Consider the following 19,549-nt stretch of genomic DNA (forward strand, 5'->3'; position numbering starts at 1 on the left):
GCGGCCCCCAATGATGGACCGCTTTGTCAAATTCAGTGGTCTATTCTAATCACTCGGGGGCTGGGTGCAAGGTGTGAAGCGTCACAGCGCCGTATGAGCGGCCGGAGGTTTGGGTTTTTGGCGTGCCTCGCGCAGGGCCAGCAGGGCGGCACCGGCGATAATGATGCCTGCGCCGATCAGGGTGATGGCGTCGGGGGTTACACCGTAGAAGATTTGGTCGTAGAGCGCGGCAAAGATCAATGTGCCATAGCTGAACGGCGCGACAAAGCTGGCATCGGCGCGGGCCATCGCATTGACAAAGCAGGTCTGCGCGACCGCCATGCAGACCCCGATTGCAGCCAATAACGCCCATTGTGCGGCGCTTGGCATTTGCCAGACGGGCAGAACCGCCAATGTGGCGATACAAAGCCCCATCAGGTTGTTGAAAAACAGGATCTGGAACGGCCCTTCGCGTCCCGTCAGTTTCTTGATGAAAATCAGTTCAAGCCCCATGACCATTGCCGCGCCAAACGCCAAAAGCGCGGCGGGCTGAAAACTCTCAGGTGTGGGGCGCAGAAGAATAAGTGCGCCAAAAAGCGCCAGCGCTGCGGCAAACCAGCGGATGCGGCCCACGGTTTCGCCAAGCAGGGGAATGGCCAGCATCATGCCAAAAACCGGGTTGAGAAAGGAGATCGCCGTGGCATCGGCCAGCGGGATATAGGCGACAGAGGCAAACATCAGCGTGATCCCGGCCCAACCGCAGCTGGTGCGGGCCAGGTGCAACCCCCAATGCGGTGCGCTCAGGCGGGGGCGCATGATCATGACGGCGGTGGAAATCGCCATGAATGCAAACAAAAAGCGGCCATGGCTGATCTGGAGCGCGGGCAAAGCAGGACCAAGTGCATCATTGCCAAGCGCCTTGGCCATCAGCGTGGTGGCCGCGATAAAGGCGGTCGCAATCCCGATCAATCCGGCGGCGAGGGCGTTGTTTTGATGCTTGGCCTGATACATGGCCAAGCTATGACCGCAGCGGCGATGCGTCACAAGTGGGAAATTGGGGCTTTGCAACTGTTGGATTTGCCCCTAAGAGAGGGCCCATGATCACACAAATGGCATACCTGTCCCGACGACGCTAAGGTTTTATACCGCTCCTCTGCACAATTGCAGGTGGTGATCTTGTTGCCTGTGTGCAGCCCTCCTTCCAAACTGACTTGACCAGACCCGCCGCCCATGCCCTTTTGGGCCTTTGTTGCGGCCCTTACCTAAGGACACTTCCATGATCTCTTCCGTCTTGCCGACCTATTCGCGTGCTCCTCTCAGCTTTGTCTCCGGACAAGGCAGCTGGTTGATCGAGGCGGATGGCCGACGTTTTCTGGATCTGGGTGCGGGGATTGCGGTGAATGCACTGGGCCATGCGCATCCGGCGCTGGTTGAGGCCTTGACCGCCCAGGCGGGAACGCTTTGGCACACCTCGAACCTCTATCAGATCCCGCAGCAGCAGGCGCTGGCGGACAAGCTGGTCGATAACAGCTTTGCCGATACGGTGTTTTTCACCAATTCGGGCACAGAAAGCTGTGAGCTGGCGGTAAAGATGGCGCGCAAGTATTTCTATGACAAAGGCCAGCCCGAGCGGGTGGAGATCATCACCTTCTCGGGCAGTTTCCATGGCCGGTCCTCGGCCGGGATCGCGGCGGCCGGATCGGAAAAGATGACCAAGGGGTTTGGCCCGTTGCTTCCCGGTTTTGTACATCTCGAATTTGGTGATCATGATGCGCTGCGGGCGGCGATCACTGACAAGACTGCCGGTATTCTGGTGGAGCCTGTGCAGGGTGAGGGCGGCATTCGTCCGCTGCCGGATGCCTGCCTGAAGGGGCTGCGGGATCTGTGTGACGAACACGGCATTCTGATGATGCTGGATGAGGTGCAATGCGGCGTTGGCCGGACGGGCAAGCTCTTTGCGCATGAATGGGCCGGTGTCGGACCAGACATCATGATGGTGGCCAAGGGCATCGGCGGCGGCTTCCCGCTGGGCGCGGTTCTGGCGACCGAGGAAGCGGCCTTTGGCATGACCGCTGGCACCCACGGGTCAACCTATGGCGGCAATCCATTGGGCTGTGCCGTGGGCAATGCGGTGATTGATATCGTGGCCGATCCGGCGTTTCTTGCCGAGGTGAACCGCAAGGCGGGCCTGTTGCGGCAAAAGCTGGAAGGGCTGATCGCCAGCCATCCGGATGTATTCGAAGAGGTGCGCGGATCGGGTCTGATGCTGGGCATCAAATGCAAGGCGGTGAACGCGGATGTGGTGAAGGCCGGCTATGACGCCGAGGTGATCACCGTGCCTGCCGCCGACAATGTGATCCGCCTGTTGCCCGCACTGAACATCAGCGATGACGAGATTGCCGAAGCGGTCTCCCGCCTTGATCGTGCTGCGGCCAGCCTGAGCGCCTGATCCAAGATTGACCGATGACAAGAGTTCTGCCGCCAAGGGATGCTGCGAACTTTGACGAGAAAGAATACCCATGAACCATTTTCTAGACATTCACCAAACCTCACCTGCCGATCTGCGGAGCATCATTGATGACGCCGCTGCGATGAAAAGATCGCGGGCCGGGCGTCCACGCGGTGCGCCGGATGATGAACAGCCGCTCAAGGATCACATGGTTGCACTGATCTTTGAAAAGCCATCGACGCGAACCCGGGTGTCTTTTGACGTGGGCGTGCGCCAGATGGGCGGGCAGACCATGGTGCTGTCGGGTGCGGATATGCAACTGGGCCACGGCGAGACCATCGCGGATACCGCGCGGGTGCTGAGCCGTTACGTCGATCTGATCATGATCCGGACCTTCGAGGAACAGACCCTGCTGGACATGGCCGAATACGCCACGGTGCCGGTGATCAACGGTCTGACCAACCGAACGCACCCTTGTCAGATCATGGCGGATATCCAGACGTTCGAGGAACACAACGGCCCCATCAAAGGCAAAAAGGTTGTCTGGTCCGGCGATGGCAATAACGTCTTTGCAAGTTTTGCCCATGCGGCCAAACAGTTTGAGTTTGACCTGACCTTCACCGGCCCGCCGCCGCTGGACCCCGAAGCAGCGCTTGATGGTCTCTACACAATCGAACGCGATCCGCAAAAGGCGGTTGAGGGTGCCGATCTGGTGGTCACAGACACTTGGGTCTCCATGCATGATCCGCAGTCGGCCCGCGAACGGCGGCACAACCAGCTGCGCGGCTATCAGGTCAATGATGCACTGATGGCCAAGGCCAAGGATGATGCGCTCTTTATGCATTGCCTGCCTGCACACCGCGATGATGAGGCCACGAGCAGCGTTATGGACGGGCCGCATTCGGTGATCTTTGACGAGGCAGAAAACCGCCTGCACGCGCAAAAGGCGATCATGCGGTGGTGCCTTGGCCGCTGAGCCACGTATCGTCATTGCCGGGGCGGGGGCCATTGGTTGTTTTGTCGGCGGCCTTTTGGCCGCTGGCGGGCGGCGGGTCACGTTGCTGGTGCGACCACGGGTGGCGCAGGAAATCCGCTCGCATGGTCTGACGCTCACCGATTTTGGCGGCATGGCGATTCAGATCGCTACGGATCGTCTGGCCCTGTCCGAAGATCCGGCCTGCCTGTCGAAGGCGGATGTGGTGCTTGTCACGGTCAAGTCGGGCGATACGGCGACCATCGCGGAACTGATCGACCAACACGCCCCGATCAAAGCGCCGGTGATCAGCCTGCAAAACGGGTTGCGCAACGGGGCGCTGCTGCAAGAGGTCTTGCCCGGGCGCGATGTGCGCGGCGGGATGGTGCCTTTCAACGTCGTACCGATGGGGCAGGGATGTTACCACCGCGCCACCAGCGGGGATGTGGTTATTGCGGGCGGTGCAGGCGATCTGGACGGGTTGCTGTCAGTGCCGCACCTCAGCACAACCAGCAGCCGTGACATCGAAGCGGTGCAATGGGGCAAGTTTCTGATCAACCTCAACAATGCTTTGAATGCGCTGAGCGGCCTTCCCTTGGCAGAACAACTGCGGGATCGGGCCTGGCGGCGGCTGATGGCGGATCAATGGCAGGAGGCCTTGGGCATTCTGCGCGGGGCTGGTATTCGCCCCGTGTCGACGACGCCGGTTTCTGTCGGAATGGTCCCGTTTATCCTGCGCCTGCCGACGCCGCTGTTTTCGAGGATCGCGGCCTCGATGTTGACAATTGATGCGCAGGCGCGGACGTCGATGGCGCTGGATCTGATGGCGGGCCGCCCGACCGAGATTGACAGCCTGCAGGGTGCAGTGATTGCGATGGCGCAGGCGCAGGGCCGTCCCGCGCCGATTTGCACTATGGTGGCTGAGGTGATCCGCACCGCGGAATTGGCCGCAGAAGGGTTGCCCGACCTCAGCGCCACAGCTTTGCGCCGCGAGATCCGGCAGGGTGCTTCTTAATTTACGACCGCGTTAAGAACGTAGAACACAATCGCCGACATCGTTGCGGCGGCGGGCACAGTGATGACCCAGGCGGCTACAATTGTCATAAAGTGAGAGCGGCGCACCAGCTTGCGGCGGCGCCGTTCCTCTGGGGCGATGCGTTTGACGTTGCCCGCGGTTTCACCGGGGCGGCGCAGGCGGCGTTCCATATGCCATTCGCGGTAGAACCCAACACCGAAAACCCCGCCAACCGCGATATGGGTTGAGCTGACAGGCAGGCCAAGCCATGAGGCGATGATCACGGTGATCGCTGCCGAGAGGGCCACACAATAGGCGCGCATCGGGTTCAGCTTGGTGATCTGGCTGCCGACCATGCGGATCAGCTTGGGACCAAACAGGAACAGGCCAAACGAGATACCAAAGGCACCGATAACCATCACCCACATCGGAATGGACACCTTGGCCTCGAAGCCGCCGAATTCGGTGGCATGGACAATTGCGGCCAGCGGACCAACGGCATTGGCCACGTCGTTTGCACCATGGGCAAAGCTGAGCAAAGCGGCAGACAACACCAGCGGCAGGCCGAAGAGGATTTTCACGGATTTGTTGCGGTTCTCCATGCCAACGGAGGCGCGCCGCACCAGCGGGGCGGATATGGCATAGGCCAGAGCCCCAAGCAGAAGCCCGATCAACAAGGCAGTGGGCAGATCGATCTTGACGATCTTTTTCAGCCCCTTCAGCGCCAGATAGGAGGCAAAAACACCGGCCATGACGCCCACAAGGACAGGGACCCAGCGGCGGGCGGCTGCAATTTTGTCATCCTGATAGATGATCCGTGCCTTGATGAAGGCAAGGAACATGGCGGCCACTGCGCCGCCCAGAACCGGCGAGATCACCCAGCTGGCGGCGATCAGTCCCATGGAGGGCCAGTTGACCGCTGTCATCCCTGCCGCCGCGATGCCCGCACCCATCACACCGCCCACGACGGAGTGGGTTGTGGAAACCGGCGCACCAACCCAAGTGGCAAGGTTGACCCAAAGCGCCGATGAGATCAGCGCCGCCATCATTGCCCAGATAAACACCTGTGTATCCGCGATGGAGGCCGGATCAATGATGCCTTTGGAGATGGTCGAAACCACATCGCCGCCTGCCAGCAAGGCGCCTGCGCTTTCGCACAGCGCCGCAATCACGATGGCGCCGCCCATGGTCAGGGCATTGGCACCTACCGCCGGGCCCATGTTGTTGGCCACATCGTTGGCACCGATGTTCACGGCCATATAGGCACCAAAGACGGCAGCAGCGACAACGACAAAACTGGTGGGGGTCTGGCCAAAGAAGACTGCGGCAATCACCCCGGCCAGCACCATAAAGGCCAGTGCGATACCGGGACCGACCAGAGGGCGAGCGACATAGGTCGTGGCCAGCTCAACCTGAGAGATGCGGTTGAGGTCTGTATCCAGTGTTTTCCACTGACTGCCCTGCGGGCCTTTGTCCGTCGCCATGCCTGTACCTTCCAAGGAAGTGATTGATCCGGTGGGGAGGTGGCATACCACGCGCCGCCGCGCAAGCGCGGCGTCACAAAACCGTCACATTTTATGGCGGATTGAGGCTTTTGAGAGGGGCAATCGGGTCAGAGCAGGCTCAGAGCGCGTTCAAGATCGCCTTCAGGTCCGGCTCATCCACCAGATTGGCGGCTTCTTTGGGGGCGAACCAGGCGCGTTTGCGGGCATTTGCCTCCGGGTAATCCTCGCTCAGATCGCGCACACGGGTCAGGTAGACCTGCGCCTCGACCGGCACGGTCAACCCTTCGCCAAGGCCCTTGGCATATTCGTAAAAGCCGACCGGATCGCTTTCGATGTCCGCCTGGGTCACGCCAGCCTCTTCCCATGCTTCTTGCAGGGCGGCGCCCGGGCCATCAAGCCCGTCAATGGGCCAGCCCTTTGGCACGATCCAGCGCCCGGTGTCCCGGCTGGTGATCAGCAGCACACGCTTGCCGTCTTCGGTTTCGCGATAGCACAACGCCGCGACCTGCAGTCGCTTGGGGCGCTGCAACAGCGGCAGCAGCATGTCATCCCATGCACGTTTGAATGTGTGTATCATATTGACCTGGCTTCGTTTTTGTAGGTTTTTCGTCTGCTCTCGTTCTACATATAGGCGTAAAATGGCCAAAGATCAAACCTGGGGCGGGTTTGAGCGGCTCAGGGAAGGCCGTACAAACGAAAAAGGCCGCGCAACCTATGGGGTTGCACGGCCTTGGTTTCGCGCCAGATCGGTTTATCCGATGATGCTGTTCAATGTCTCGGAGGACCGCATAACAGCCGCCGTTTTGGCCGCGTCAGTGCGGTAATATCCGCCCAGGTCCACAGGAGAGCCCTGTGCCGCGGCCAGTTCCGCAATGATCTTGTCTTCGCTCTCGGCCAATGCTTTGGCGATGGGCGCAAAATGCGCTGCAAGATCGGCATCATCCGATTGCGCGGCCAATGCCTCGGCCCAGTAGCGGGCGAACCAATAATGGCTGTCGCGGTTGTCCGGCTCACCCACCTTGCGGGAGGGCGAGCGGCCATTGTCCAGAATGCCTTGCGTTGCGGCATCCACCGCCTGGCCCAGAACGCGGGCCTTTGCGTTGCCTTTGCTGTCGGCCAGGAACGTCAGGCTTTCTCCCAGGGCGCAGAATTCGCCAAGGCTGTCCCAACGCAGGTGATTTTCTTCGACCAACTGTTGAACGTGCTTGGGGGCAGAGCCGCCCGCGCCCGTTTCAAACAGCCCGCCGCCGTTCATCAGCTTCACAATCGACAGCATCTTGGCCGAGGTTGCCAGCTCAAGGATCGGGAACAAATCGGTCAGATAGTCCCGCAACACGTTGCCGGTGATGGCGATGGTGTTCTCGCCCTTGGTGATGGTCTCGAACGAGGCGCGTGTGGCTTCGCGCGGGGCCATGATCTCAAACTTGTCGGCGACGCCCTTGGCCTCAAGGATTGGTTTGACATAGGCAATCAGTTCCGCGTCATGGGCGCGGTCTGCGTCCAGCCAGAAGATCGCGCGGCAGCCTTCGGCCTTTTGACGATCAATCGCGAGGTTCACCCAGTCCTCGATCGGGGCCTTGCGTGCAGAGGCAGAGCGCCAGATGTCGCCAACCTCAACCGCGTGGGAATGCAGGACTGTGCCATCATCGAGGATCATCTTGACGGTGCCCGCCTCAGGGATCTCGAATGTCGTCGGATGGGAGCCGTATTCCTCGGCTTTTTGCGCCATCAGGCCGATGTTCTGGACAGTGCCTGCGGTGGCGGGGTTCATCTTGCCATTCTCTTTGAAGAACTTGATGGTCTCGTCATAAACCGGCGCATAGGAATTGTCAGGGATCACGCAATTGGTGTCCGCTTCCTTGCCGTCTGGCCCCCAACCTTTGCCGCCAGCGCGGATCAGCGCGGGCATGGAGGCATCGATGATCACGTCAGAGGACACATGTAGGTTGGTGATGCCTTTGTCGGAATCCACCATGTACATCGGCGGGCGCGCGGCCATGCAGGCCTCGATATCTGCCATGATCGCCGCATCGCCTTCGACGCGGGCCAGCAGATCGCCCAGGCCGGAGTTCGGGTTCACACCCAGCTCGGCCATCTTGTCGCCATGGGCCTCAAACACCGGGGCAAGGAAAGCCTTGACCGCGTGACCAAAGATGATCGGGTCAGAGACCTTCATCATCGTTGCTTTCATGTGCAACGAAAACAGCGTGCCTGCGGCTTTGGTCTTTTCAATCTCGCTGGCGAGGAAGGCTTTCAAGGCGGCTGCGCTCATGAACGTGGCATCGACCACGGTTCCTGCGGGGTAGGCGATACCGTCTTTCAGAACAGTTTCACCCGTCGCGGTTTCCAGAACGATCTTGGCGGTGGTATCCTTGGACAGTGTCGCGGAAACTTCGTTCGAGAAAAAGTCGCCACCGGACATGGAGGAGACTTCGGTTTTGCTGTCTGCGCTCCAGTCGCCCATGCGGTGGGGGTTGTTCTGGGCAAAGCTTTTCACGGCTTTGGCGGCACGGCGGTCAGAGTTGCCCTCGCGCAGGACCGGGTTCACGGCAGAGCCTTTGATGCCGTCGTATTTGGCACGGATGGCTTTTTCCGCGTCGGTTGCGGGCGCTTCGGGATAATCGGGCAGGGCAAAGCCTTGCGACTGTAGCTCCTTGATCGCGGCGACAAGCTGCGGCACGGAGGCCGAGATGTTGGGCAGCTTGATCACGTTGGCGTCCGGCGTTTTGACCAGACGGCCCAGTTCAGCCAGATCATCGGACTGCTGCTGCGCTTCGCTCAGGTGTTCGGGGAAGGTGGCGAGGATACGCCCGGCGAGGCTGATGTCCTTGGTCCCGACGGAAACACCGGCGGCTGCGGCAAATTTCTGGATGATAGGGAGGAAAGATGCGGACGCCAGTTCCGGCGCTTCGTCCACTTTGGTGTAAATGATATCGGACATAGGAATCTCCTCATGTGTGAATTTGCCGCTTCATAGCGGGTTCATTGGAGAACGTCTACGGTATACCATTGTATACGATGCGGCATATTGAACTTTTTTGATGGTTTTGCACCCGTGCAGGCAGGTTTTCGCGGGCGAGTGAGGGATTGGGAGGGCGTGGTGCCAACGAATGCCTATTGGCCTTCTGGAGTTCGCCCGCTTAAATGAGTTGGAGAACAGGCGACATTTGAGACACATCCGGGAGCAGCGGCAGCCATGAACAAACAGTCAAAGGGTGCGGATATCGGTGTTTACGGGCTGGGCACAATGGGGTCTGCGCTGGCGCTCAATCTTGCCGATAGCGGGTTCGACGTTGCGGTCTCTAATCGGGAAGCGGAATGGATCGACGATTTCATCCAAGAAGCCGGACCATTGGGCAAGCGGTTGACCGGTCAGGCTGATCTGGCGGATTTTGTCGCGGCCGTCGCACGGCCACGCAGCATCCTCTTTATGATCCCGTCCGGCGCGCCCATGGATGCCATGATTGAGGCCATCCGCCCGCATCTGGAGGAGGGTGATACAATCATTGACGGGGGAAACGCCGATTTCAACGACACCCGTCGGCGGTCTGCGGATCTGGATGGCACGGGGCTGCATTTTGTTGGCATGGGCGTATCGGGCGGGGAAGAGGGCGCCCGGCATGGTCCCTCGATGATGGTGGGCGGCAGCGATCATTCGTGGACCAGCCTGCGCCCGATGGCAGAGGCGATTGCGGCCAAGTTCAAGGGCGATCCTTGCGTGGCGCATCTGGGGCCGGATGGTGCGGGACATTTTGTCAAGACCGTGCACAACGGCATCGAATACGCCGATATGCAAATGATCGCCGAGATTTACGGTTTGCTGCGCGATGCGGGCGGGCAGTCTGCGCCGCAGATCGGTAGATTGTTTGCGGATTGGAAAGATGGCCCGCTCAGCTCTTATCTGATTGAAGTTTCCGCAGCTGCGCTGCAGTCGGTCGACAGCAAGACCGGCCAGCCCATGGTTGATGTAATCCGTGATCAGGCCGGGCAAAAAGGCACGGGCCGCTGGACCTTGATCGAGGCGTTGAAGATGGGGCAGTCGGCCAATACCATCGAGGCAGCGGTGGGCGCGCGTGGCTGGTCCTCGGAGAAAGACACACGGGTGATGGCCGAGCCTTTGTTGGCAGCGGGGGCGCTTGAAGCAGGGATGCCAAGCGCGGCGGATCTGGAACAGGCGATGCTGGCGGGCCGTATTCTGGCCCATGCTCAGGGCTTTCGCGTGCTTTGGGCCGCATCGGAAGAGTTTGACTGGTCCCTCGACATGGCGCGCATTTCCGAGATCTGGCGGGCGGGATGTATCATCCGCTCGGCCCTTCTGGACGAATTTGCGGATGCATTCCGCAGTGAATTGCCTGCCTGCCATCTGATCCTTGCGCCGGCCATGCGTGCGCGGCTGAAGGCATCCGTACCAGCCTTGCGGCGGGTTTTGACGGCGGCGATTGGCTTGGGCGTGGCGATGCCCGCGCTGTCTGCGTCTTTGGCGTGGTATGACACCATGCGGCGGGGGCGCGGCACCGCAAACCTTATTCAGGCGCAGAGGGATTTCTTTGGGGCGCATGGCTTTGCCCGCATCGACGAAGAGGGCAAGTTTCACGGGGATTGGAACGCACTGTAAGGCCTGCGCTTAGGCGAAGGGATCTGCCGGATAGCTGACATTCGCCAGATAAAGGCCTTGCGGCGGGCAGACCGGCCCACAGGCGGCGCGGTCACGTGCCGCCAGTGCGGAACGCACATCTTCGGGCGTCCAAGACCCAGCGCCGACCCGTTCGAGCGTGCCGACAAAGCTGCGGACCTGATTGTGCAGAAAGGACCGTGCCCGCACATCAAAATGAAACTCGGTGCCGCCCGGTGTTTCCACGCGGCTGACGCGCAGATGATCAAGGGTCTTTACCGGGCTTTCGGCCTGGCAGATCGTTGACCGGAACGTCGTGAAATCATGTTTGCCCACCAGAATATCCGCCGCAGCCTGCATGGCACCTTCGTCCAGATCGTGTTTGACCTGCCAGACCAGCCCTTCTTGATGGGTGGCCGGGGCACGGCGCGACAGGATACGGAACAGATAGCGCCGCTCAAGTGCCGAGAACCGCGCATGGAAGTCATCGTCAGCTGCTGCGCAGGCAGTGATCGCGACAGGCTGCGGCTTGAGGTGGTAATTGAGCGCCTCTGACAAGCGAAAGGCCTGCCAGTCACCGTTCATATCGCAATGGGCCACCTGCGCCAGCGCATGCACGCCGGCATCGGTGCGTCCGGCGGCGGCAATGGTGTGTTCACGCGGCTCCAGTTTGGCCAAAGCTGTCTCAATCGCGCCCTGCACCGACGGCAGGTTCACCTGTCGCTGCCAGCCGACAAAAGGCGCGCCGTGGTATTCGATTTGGAGGGCAAAACGGGGCATGGGCCGCGTCTAGCGTGGTGGCTGGCTTCTGGCAATCCCTGACCCGCCTGCCTATGTTAAGCCCAAACACATTTCGGGGCGGACGCAGCTTTGGTCATCTCACGCATTGCCGATGGTATCTGGCGGCAGGTTGAAACGGTGCAAGACACCGTGTCAGAGACATTTTTTGAGCCGGTGATCCGTCTTGGCGTAACCGGCTTGGCGCGGTCGGGCAAGACGGTGTTCATCACTTCGCTGGTGGCGAACCTGCTGGACCGTGGCCGTATGCCGGGGCTATTGGCCGCGTCCGAAGGGCGGATTGAGGCGGCGTTCTTGCAACCACAGCCCGATGATACGGTGCCGCGCTTTGACTATGAAAACCACCTTGCTGCGCTGACTGGCCCGACACCGCATTGGCCAGACAGCACCCGCGCGATTTCCGAGCTGCGTCTGTCGCTCAAGGTGCGTCCAAACGGGCTTTTGTCCGGGTTGCAGGGGCCACGCACCATCCATCTGGATATCGTAGATTACCCCGGCGAATGGCTGCTGGATCTGGGCTTGATGGAGCGCAGTTATGAAGACTGGTCCAACGACACCCTGAGCCGCATTGACAACCGCCAAGCGGCGGCGGCCTTTCTGGCGCTGGCCAAGACCACGGACCCCGAGGCCAAGCATGAAGAAACCTTGGCGCAGGATCTGGCGCGGGAATTTGCCAGCTATCTACAGGCCGCGCGGCAGGACGGGTTTTCCGATTGCACGCCTGGGCGTTTCCTGCTGCCCGGTGATCTGGCCGGATCGCCGGTACTGACCTTTGCGCCGATCCGCACGGATGGCCCGTCAAAGCGCGGGTCTTTGCACCGCGAAATGGCGCGGCGGTTCGAGGCCTACAAGAAACGTGTGGTGCAGCCGTTTTTCCGCGATCACTTTGCGCGGATTGACCGGCAGGTGGTTTTGGTTGATGCGCTGGGCGCGATCCATCAAGGGCCGCAAGCGGTCGAGGATCTGCGGGCCGCGCTGAGCGAGACCTTGTCTGCGTTCCGGCCCGGCAACAACGGGTTTCTCAGCAATCTGCTGCGCGGTAAGCGGGTGGAGAAGATTCTGTTTGCGGCCACCAAGGCCGACCATTTGCACCACAAACAACATCCGCGTCTGACCGCGATCATGCAGGCCCTTGTCCGAGAGGCACAGGATCGCGCGCAATACGCTGGTGCAGGCACCGCCGCCCTGTCGATTGCCTCGCTCAGGGCAACGACGGAGGATGAGATGAAACACGGGGGCGATCTGTTGCCCGTGGTGCGTGGCACCCTGCTTGAGAGCGGCAAGGAGGCGGCCTTTTACCCCGGCGACTTGCCACAAGATCCGGCGCATCTGCTGACGCCCGCGCGGCAGGGGGCAGAGGCTTGGCTGGATCAGGATTACCAGGTGATGCGCTTTGCCCCGGCGCCTTTGAACCTGCGCCCGGGTGACGGGCCACCGCATATCCGGCTGGACCGGGCGGCGGAGTTCCTGATCGGGGATCGGTTGTGATTGCCTTGCGGGCCGCGCGGTCCACAGATGCCGGGACCGTCGGAGGTATTCTGACCGAATTTGCCGCGACAACCGACTGGATGCCAAAGTTGCACAGCGGGGCCGAAGACATTGCCCATGCAGGCGCGATGATCAAGCGCGGCTGGGTGACCGTGGCCGAGGCAAGTGGCGAGGTGATCGGATTTTCTGCATGTGATGGCGCGGATCTGGATGCGCTTTACGTGGCGGGCGCAGCGCGGGGGCAGGGGGCCGGAACGGCGCTTTTGCGCCACGTGCAAGGCCAGCATGACAGGCTGACGCTTTGGACGTTTCAGGCCAATGTAGGGGCGCAGCGGTTCTACCTGCGTCACGGATTTTCCGAAATAGAGCGCACGGATGGAATGACCACCGATGAAAAACTGCCGGATGTGCGTTTCGAATGGCAAAGAGAGGGCGCGTGATGGCCAAGGGTCCGGTTCTATTTGAGATCGAAGAGAATACCGCAGCGCGCCCGCAAGTGGCCGATGCGCCGCCGGTGCCCGATATCCTGCCTGCCGCGCCACAGGGGCAGGCGATGCAGGTCGCCGCGCGGCTGGCGGCGCGAAAACCATCGCTGCTGGGCCGGTTGCTTTGGTGGTTGTCAGGTGCCTTGGTCGGGGCGCTGGTGTCCATTGCGGCATGGACCTTTGTTACGGACCTGATGGCACGGTATCCGCTGCTGGGTTGGGCGATGACGGTACTGATCGGGGCGTTTTTGCTGGTGCTGTCCTTGATGGGCCTGCGCGAGATGGCTGCCTTTGGCCGGCTCTCCAAACTGGACGGGCTGCGCCATGATGCGGGGCAGGCGCTGGCGCAAAAGGATCTGGGCGCTGCACGGGCGGTGACCGACCGGCTGGTCCGGCTTTATCAGGGGCGCGAGGACACCCGTTGGGGCCGGGATCGTCTGAAGGAGCTGCGCGGCGATCAAATGGATGCCGAAGGGCTGTTACATCTGGCAGAGGCGGAGCTGCTGGCGCCACTGGATCAGGCCGCCAGCCGCGAGGTTGAAGCGGCGGCACGTCAGGTGGCAACGGTGACGGCGCTGGTGCCGCTGGCGCTGGCGGATGTGGCCGCGGCACTGACGGCCAACCTGCGGATGATCCGGCGGGTGGCTGAGGTCTATGGCGGGCGGTCCGGATTTTTCGGATCCTGGCGGCTGACCCGCGCGGTGATGTCGCATCTGGTGGCAACGGGTGCGGTTGCGGTTGGCGATGATATGCTGGAGCCGTTTTTGGGCGGCTCGATCCTTGGCAAGCTCAGCCGCCGGTTTGGCGAAGGCTTGGTGAATGGTGCATTGACAGCCCGCGTCGGCGTGGCCGCGATGGAGGTGTGTCGCCCGCTGCCCTTTGCGCCGGATCGGCGCCCCAAGGTGCGCGGGATCGTCAAGCGGGCCTTGGGCGGGCTGTTTGGTGCGACAGCTTAGCCCTGCATTTCTGGCCGATGCAAAGGCGCGGCTGCGCCGCATTCGATTTAAGTTGAATGGGGGCTATGCCCCCAAACCCCCTGAGTATTTAGGGCCAAAAAGGGGGATAAACGGGGGCTTGTGGGGCATTTGCTGCGGGCCTATAAGCGGGGCATGAGACGCATCACAGCGATCATTATTCGAATTATTTACCCGGCGCTCTGATAAAGTGAGACGCCGGGCAGAGGTGTTTGAGACTATCGCACCGACCTTCCGATACATCCCCTGATTGATTTGCCAAAGGACGCGACAGATGTGCGCCGATACGCCCGAGACACACGACTATAAATCCACGCTGAACCTGCCCAAGACCGATTTCCCGATGCGGGCGGGCCTGCCCAAGCGGGAGCCGGCCTGGCTGGCGCGCTGGGAAGAGATTGGCGTTTACGATCGCCTGCGCGAGAAAGCGGGGCGCACGCCTTTTACGCTGCATGACGGGCCGCCCTATGCCAACGGGCATCTGCATATCGGTCATGCGCTGAACAAAACCATCAAGGATATGATCGTGCGCAGCCATCAGATGATGGGCTTTGATGCGCGGTACATTCCCGGGTGGGATTGTCATGGCTTGCCGATCGAGTGGAAGATCGAGGAGCAGTACCGCAAGAAGGGCCGCGACAAGGATCAGGTGCCGATCAACGAGTTTCGCGGGGAATGCCGCGAGTTTGCCCGTGGCTGGGTCGATGTGCAGCGCGAGGAATTCAAGCGGCTTGGCGTGCAGGGCAATTGGGCCGAACCTTACCTGACAATGGATTTCCATGCCGAGCGGGTGATTGCCGAGGAATTCATGAAGTTCCTGATGAACGGCACGCTTTATCAGGGGTCGAAGCCGGTGATGTGGTCGCCGGTGGAGCAGACCGCCCTGGCCGAGGCCGAGGTGGAATATCATGACAAGGACAGCTTTACCATTTGGGTGAAGTTTGACGTGGTCTCGGATGGTGATCTGAGCGGTGCAAAGGTGGTGATCTGGACCACAACGCCATGGACCATGCCATCGAACAAGGCCGTGGTTTACGGCGCGGGTATTTCTTATGGCCTTTATGAAGTGACTGCGACGCCGGAGGAGTGCTGGGCCAATGTCGGCGACAGATACCTGCTGGCCGATAATCTGGCGGCCGATGTCTTTGGCCGGGCGCGGCTTGAGGATGGGCAGTGGACCCGCCTGCGCGATGTTACCAATGACGAGTTGGCGGGTATTGCGCTGCGCCATCCGCTGGCCGGGGCCGAAGGCAGCGAAGGCGAATGGGATGATCTGCGCGATTTCCGCGCGGCGGATTTTGTGACCGACACAGAAGGCACTGGTTTTGTACATTGTGCGCCCTCGCATGGTCTTGAGGAATACGAGCTTTATCGCGATCTGGGCATGTTGGCCGATGTGATCACCTACAACGTCAATCCTGACGGGCGGTTCCGCGATGATCTGCCGTTCTTTGGTGGCAAGGCGATCCTCAAGCCCAATGGCAAAGAGGGCAATGCCAATGCCGCGATCATCGACAAACTGGTCGAGGTCGGCGGGCTGCTGGCGCGCGGCAAGATCAAGCACAGCTATCCGCATTCCTGGCGCTCCAAGGCGCCGGTGATCTATCGCAACACGCCGCAGTGGTTTGCCGCGATCGACAAGCCGGTGGGCGATGGGCTGGATATGCATGGCAAGACCATCCGCGAGCGGGCGCTGACCGAGATCGACAATGTGAACTGGACCCCGAAATCGGGGCGCAACCGTCTTTATTCGATGATGGAGGCGCGGCCCGACTGGGTGTTGTCGCGTCAGCGCGCCTGGGGCGTGCCGCTGACCTGCTTTACCAAGAAAGGCGTGCTGCCGACGGATCCTGATTTTCTGCTGCGCAATGCGGATGTGAATGCCCGGATTGTCGAGGCTTTTGAGGCCGAGGGGGCGGATTGCTGGTACGAGGAAGGTGCCAAAGAGCGATTCCTCGGCGGCATCGTGAACCCCGATGACTATGATCAGGTGATGGATATTCTGGACGTGTGGTTTGACAGCGGATCGACCCATGCCTTTACCCTGCGCGACCGCGAAGATGGCACCGAGGATGGTATCGCAGATGTCTATATGGAAGGCACCGACCAGCACCGGGGTTGGTTCCATTCGTCCCTGCTGCAATCGGTGGGCACCACGGGCCGTGCGCCCTATCGCAATGTGGTGACCCATGGCTTCACGCTTGATGCCAAGGGCATGAAGATGTCCAAATCCATCGGCAACACCATCGTGCCGGAGAAGATCGTGCAGCAATATGGCGCGGATATTCTGCGGCTTTGGGTGGCGCAGACCGACTACACCGCAGATCAGCGGATTGGCGATGAGATCCTCAAAGGGGTGGCTGACAGCTATCGCCGGTTGCGCAACACGATGCGCTATATGCTGGGCTCGCTGAATGACTTCACCGAAAGTGATCGGGTGGAGCCTGCGGATATGCCAGAGCTGGAGCGCTGGGTGCTGCACCGATTGGCCGAGTTGGACGCGCAGGTGCGCGATGGCTATGCCAAGTTTGATTTCCAGGGTGTGTTCCAGGCGGTCTTTACCTTTGCCACGGTGGATTTGAGTGCGTTCTACTTCGATATCCGCAAGGATGCGCTTTATTGCGATGGCGACACCCTGCGCCGCCGGTCGGCGCGGACGGTGCTGGATATCCTGTTCCACCGGTTGACCACATGGCTTGCCCCCATCTTGGTGTTCACCACCGAAGAGATCTGGCTTGAACGTTTCCCTGGTGAAGGCAGTTCGGTGCATTTGACCGATATCCCTGAAACACCGCAAAGCTGGCTGGATGCAGATCTGGCGGCGAAATGGGCGCAGGTGCGCGCTGCACGCCGCGTGGTGACTGCCGCGCTTGAGGTGCAGCGGGTCGAGAAGGTGATCGGAGCCTCGCTTGAGGCGGCGCCGGTGGTTTATGTCGCGGATGCAGATCAACGGGCGGCACTGGAAAGCGTGTCATTCGAGGATGTGGCGATCACCTCTGCCATCACCGTTTCTGGGGATGATGCGCCGTCAGATGCGTTCCGTTTGCCAGAGACAGAAGGCGTTGCCGTGGTTTTTGCAAAGGCGGCGGGCGACAAATGCGAGCGTTGCTGGAAGGTCCTGCCGGATGTGGGCAGCCACAGCCATGGCGGCGTTTGCGGTCGGTGCGATACTGCGGTGGATGAGGCCAACGCGGTTTAAAACCTAAGGTGGGGATTTTCCCCACCTTTCCCCATCCGGTTCTTGCGCAAGAACCGGATTGCGGCGGGGAGCGCTTGCCCCCATCATAGTTGCATGAAAAAGCGAAGCGTTCCCACACAATTTGGCAACCTGACCCTGACCGAAGAGGACGGGGCGATCACTCGTCTGGATTGGACCAGGGTCGGACAGCAGGACCGCTCATCCTTGCTTGATCGCGCGGCAGAGCAGCTGGCGGCCTATGCAGCGGGTGATCTGGAAGATTTTGATCTGCCACTGCGGGTTGCGGGCACCGATTTTCAGCGCGATGTCTGTGCGGCGATGTCCGCAATCCCCTTTGGCTATACCCGCACCTACGGCGAGATTGCCAAGGCACTGGGCGTGCCGGCACAGGCGGTCGGGCAGGCCTGTGGCGGCAATCCGATCCCGGTGATCATACCGTGCCACCGCGTGATGGGGGCCAAAGGGCTGACCGGGTTTTCGGGGCGCGGCGGGGTCGAGACCAAGGTGGCGCTCTTGCGCCATGAGGGCGCGGCGGGTCTGTTGATCTGATCAAATTTCGGCGGTCATCGCCGCATCATAAGGATGTTTGCGCACCAAACCCAGCATGGCCCCCAGCCCGATCAGCGCCAGCGGCAGGCAGGACAGGAACAATATACGCGCCACGCTGGCGGCGTCGTCGGGTCCGGTCATGGTCAGGAACCCCGCGGCATTGGCGATGATCCCTACATAGGCCGCGCCAAGGGCATAGCCGATGCGCTGCACGGTGGGGATGGCACCCGACACGCGCTGGATTTCGTGTTCCGGCACCAATGCAGTGATGCGGCGCAGGATGAAGGTCCAGGCCAGGCCAAAACCGCCACCTTCCAGTGCTGCAAAGAAGGCGATCAACCAGATCGGGCCAGCAGGCACTGCATAGGCAAAGCCGGGGATGCTGATGGTGGTCATGATCATGCCTGCGGCGATCCACAGCCGATCAAGACGTTCGGGTGCACCGCTCACCGTCACGGCGGCGAGGGTCCAGCCGATGGAGGAGGCCGCGACGATGTATCCGGCGGTCAGGGCAGAGATGCCATGGATCGTGGTCATCAGAAGGGGGCCATAGGCAAGGATGCCAATGGTGGCGATCGACAGCATCAGGATCATCAGCAGGGTTGCGCCTGTGGCGTGCCTCGGGTCAAGCGGGGCATTGGGGAGCAATCGGTCTGCGCCCGCCTGCCCATCGCGCCAGAGGAACCAGCCAAGACAGGACAGACCCGCAAGGATCAGAAGGGTGGAGCGCAGAGGTTCAACCCGGATACCGCCGGCCGAGATCAGCACTACGGCAAGGCAGAGGACCGCAAGCCGCACAACGGGGAACCGTCCCAGTGGGCCGTCTTGGGGCAGGGGGCCGGTGCTGCCCTGCAGGGCGATCCAGATCGCGAGGCACACGGCCTGCACGGCGAAAAAGCCAAAGCCCCAGCGCCAATTGGCATATTCGACGAAGAGCCCGCCCAGCAAGGGCCCCAGAAAGGCAGAGAGCCCCCAGAACGTCGACACCACCGCCAACACCCGCGCGGCATAGCGGCGCGGAAACAGCACGCCTACCGCGACAAAAGCCATCGCAACCATGCCGCCGCCGCCAAGGCCCTGCATCACCCGGCCGATCAGGACAACGCCCATGGTGGGGCTGATGGCGCTGAGCAGGCAACCGAGCCCAAAGAGGGCCGCTGCGACACTCATCGGGCCGCGCAGCCCGTAGCGCATCGTCAAAAGTGCAGTGCCTGCGCCGGCCACGATCGAGCCGATTTCATAGATGGATACGGTCCAGCTGACGAAGGCCGCGCCGCCAATATCTGCCACCATGGAAGGCAGCATTGTCGCCACGATCAGGCTGTCAGCGGCATGTAACCAAACCGCGAGGCAGACCAAGGCCAAGGGGCCGGAATAGCCACTGCGCAGAAATTCACCCCAAGAGACATAGCTGTCTTGTTGTGGCAACGGGGCGTCGGAACTGGGGGCGTCGGTCATGTCAAATCCTCTCGTTGCATTTCTGATGCAGGCTCAACCTAGGTTGAGGTCAAGAGGAAAATGCA

15 protein-coding genes are annotated in these 19,549 nt (G+C 61.1%); 9 read left to right on the plus strand and 6 right to left on the minus strand.

Going from position 1 to position 19,549, the window contains the following annotated elements; all coding sequences use genetic code 11:
• Positions 1–81 precede the first annotated feature (81 nt).
• Positions 82–990: a DMT family transporter gene (locus K3754_RS05170; RefSeq protein ID WP_259941612.1), complete on the minus strand. Its 909-nt coding sequence runs from the start codon at positions 988–990 to the stop codon at positions 82–84.
• Positions 991–1,255: 265 nt separating this feature from the next.
• Between K3754_RS05170 and K3754_RS05175 the strand changes: the two genes are divergently transcribed.
• The 3 genes from K3754_RS05175 (at position 1,256) to K3754_RS05185 (ending at position 4,416) form a co-directional block, all read left to right on the plus strand.
• Positions 1,256–2,428, plus strand: coding sequence for an aspartate aminotransferase family protein (locus K3754_RS05175; protein WP_259941614.1), 1,173 nt, complete (start codon positions 1,256–1,258; stop codon positions 2,426–2,428).
• Between the two features lie 70 nt (positions 2,429–2,498).
• Positions 2,499–3,404 carry an ornithine carbamoyltransferase gene (gene argF / locus K3754_RS05180; protein WP_259941617.1) on the plus strand — a complete coding sequence of 302 codons (906 nt, stop codon included), beginning with the start codon at positions 2,499–2,501 and terminating at the stop codon, positions 3,402–3,404.
• Complete coding sequence (locus tag K3754_RS05185) at positions 3,394–4,416, plus strand: 2-dehydropantoate 2-reductase (protein WP_259941619.1); 1,023 nt, start codon at positions 3,394–3,396, stop codon at positions 4,414–4,416. The genes argF and K3754_RS05185 overlap by 11 nt, the downstream gene beginning before the upstream one ends.
• Here K3754_RS05185 and K3754_RS05190 read toward each other — a convergent pair.
• From K3754_RS05190 to K3754_RS05200, 3 genes are all read right to left on the minus strand, one after another.
• Positions 4,413–5,900 carry an inorganic phosphate transporter gene (locus K3754_RS05190; RefSeq protein ID WP_203212013.1) on the minus strand — a complete coding sequence of 496 codons (1,488 nt, stop codon included), beginning with the start codon at positions 5,898–5,900 and terminating at the stop codon, positions 4,413–4,415. The genes K3754_RS05185 and K3754_RS05190 overlap by 4 nt on opposite strands.
• 139 nt (positions 5,901–6,039) lie before the next feature.
• A complete protein-coding gene (locus K3754_RS05195; RefSeq protein WP_203212012.1) occupies positions 6,040–6,498 on the minus strand; it encodes an NUDIX hydrolase in 459 nt (152 codons plus the stop codon).
• A gap of 174 nt (positions 6,499–6,672) precedes the next feature.
• Complete coding sequence (locus K3754_RS05200; protein WP_259941623.1) at positions 6,673–8,862, minus strand: NADP-dependent isocitrate dehydrogenase; 2,190 nt, start codon at positions 8,860–8,862, stop codon at positions 6,673–6,675.
• A gap of 255 nt (positions 8,863–9,117) precedes the next feature.
• Here K3754_RS05200 and gndA point away from each other — a divergent pair, with 255 nt between their 5' ends.
• Positions 9,118–10,536 (plus strand): NADP-dependent phosphogluconate dehydrogenase, encoded by a 1,419-nt coding sequence (gene gndA, locus K3754_RS05205; protein WP_259941626.1) that lies wholly within the window; start codon positions 9,118–9,120, stop codon positions 10,534–10,536.
• A 9-nt stretch (positions 10,537–10,545) separates the two neighbouring features.
• Here gndA and truA read toward each other — a convergent pair whose 3' ends face one another.
• Complete coding sequence (gene truA / locus K3754_RS05210) at positions 10,546–11,313, minus strand: tRNA pseudouridine(38-40) synthase TruA (RefSeq protein ID WP_259941630.1); 768 nt, start codon at positions 11,311–11,313, stop codon at positions 10,546–10,548.
• Positions 11,314–11,403: 90 nt separating this feature from the next.
• Here truA and K3754_RS05215 point away from each other — a divergent pair, with 90 nt between their 5' ends.
• The 5 genes from K3754_RS05215 (at position 11,404) to K3754_RS05235 (ending at position 18,026) form a co-directional block, all read left to right on the plus strand.
• Positions 11,404–12,819: a YcjX family protein gene (locus K3754_RS05215; protein ID WP_259941633.1), complete on the plus strand. Its 1,416-nt coding sequence runs from the start codon at positions 11,404–11,406 to the stop codon at positions 12,817–12,819.
• Positions 12,816–13,259 carry a GNAT family N-acetyltransferase gene (locus K3754_RS05220; protein ID WP_231024269.1) on the plus strand — a complete coding sequence of 148 codons (444 nt, stop codon included), beginning with the start codon at positions 12,816–12,818 and terminating at the stop codon, positions 13,257–13,259. The genes K3754_RS05215 and K3754_RS05220 overlap by 4 nt, the downstream gene beginning before the upstream one ends.
• Positions 13,259–14,260, plus strand: coding sequence for a YcjF family protein (locus K3754_RS05225; RefSeq protein WP_259941636.1), 1,002 nt, complete (start codon positions 13,259–13,261; stop codon positions 14,258–14,260). Before K3754_RS05220 ends, K3754_RS05225 begins: the two co-directional genes overlap by 1 nt.
• A gap of 292 nt (positions 14,261–14,552) precedes the next feature.
• A complete protein-coding gene (gene ileS, locus K3754_RS05230) occupies positions 14,553–17,477 on the plus strand; it encodes an isoleucine--tRNA ligase (protein ID WP_259941638.1) in 2,925 nt (974 codons plus the stop codon).
• A gap of 93 nt (positions 17,478–17,570) precedes the next feature.
• Positions 17,571–18,026 carry a methylated-DNA--[protein]-cysteine S-methyltransferase gene (locus K3754_RS05235; RefSeq protein WP_259941640.1) on the plus strand — a complete coding sequence of 152 codons (456 nt, stop codon included), beginning with the start codon at positions 17,571–17,573 and terminating at the stop codon, positions 18,024–18,026.
• Here the strand turns inward: K3754_RS05235 and K3754_RS05240 are convergent, their stop codons facing one another.
• Positions 18,027–19,484: an MFS transporter gene (locus K3754_RS05240; RefSeq protein WP_259941643.1), complete on the minus strand. Its 1,458-nt coding sequence runs from the start codon at positions 19,482–19,484 to the stop codon at positions 18,027–18,029. It lies immediately after the preceding gene.
• Positions 19,485–19,549 lie beyond the last annotated feature (65 nt).

The sequence above is a fragment of the Sulfitobacter sp. M368 genome (genome assembly GCF_025141875.1).
Taxonomy (GTDB): domain Bacteria; phylum Pseudomonadota; class Alphaproteobacteria; order Rhodobacterales; family Rhodobacteraceae; genus Sulfitobacter; species Sulfitobacter mediterraneus_A.

What these genes read in the sequence shown, in the direction of transcription:
- K3754_RS05195 (WP_203212012.1), bottom strand. Translation starts at nt 6,498, where the DNA reads ATGATACACACATTCAAACGTGCATGGGATGACATGCTGCTGCCGCTG.
- argF (WP_259941617.1), top strand. Translation starts at nt 2,499, where the DNA reads ATGAACCATTTTCTAGACATTCACCAAACCTCACCTGCCGATCTGCGG.
- K3754_RS05235 (WP_259941640.1), top strand. Translation starts at nt 17,571, where the DNA reads ATGAAAAAGCGAAGCGTTCCCACACAATTTGGCAACCTGACCCTGACC.
- gndA (WP_259941626.1), top strand. Translation starts at nt 9,118, where the DNA reads ATGAACAAACAGTCAAAGGGTGCGGATATCGGTGTTTACGGGCTGGGC.
- truA (WP_259941630.1), bottom strand. Translation starts at nt 11,313, where the DNA reads ATGCCCCGTTTTGCCCTCCAAATCGAATACCACGGCGCGCCTTTTGTC.
- K3754_RS05175 (WP_259941614.1), top strand. Translation starts at nt 1,256, where the DNA reads ATGATCTCTTCCGTCTTGCCGACCTATTCGCGTGCTCCTCTCAGCTTT.
- ileS (WP_259941638.1), top strand. Translation starts at nt 14,553, where the DNA reads ATGTGCGCCGATACGCCCGAGACACACGACTATAAATCCACGCTGAAC.
- K3754_RS05170 (WP_259941612.1), bottom strand. Translation starts at nt 990, where the DNA reads ATGTATCAGGCCAAGCATCAAAACAACGCCCTCGCCGCCGGATTGATC.
- K3754_RS05200 (WP_259941623.1), bottom strand. Translation starts at nt 8,862, where the DNA reads ATGTCCGATATCATTTACACCAAAGTGGACGAAGCGCCGGAACTGGCG.
- K3754_RS05225 (WP_259941636.1), top strand. Translation starts at nt 13,259, where the DNA reads ATGGCCAAGGGTCCGGTTCTATTTGAGATCGAAGAGAATACCGCAGCG.
- K3754_RS05240 (WP_259941643.1), bottom strand. Translation starts at nt 19,484, where the DNA reads ATGACCGACGCCCCCAGTTCCGACGCCCCGTTGCCACAACAAGACAGC.
- K3754_RS05190 (WP_203212013.1), bottom strand. Translation starts at nt 5,900, where the DNA reads ATGGCGACGGACAAAGGCCCGCAGGGCAGTCAGTGGAAAACACTGGAT.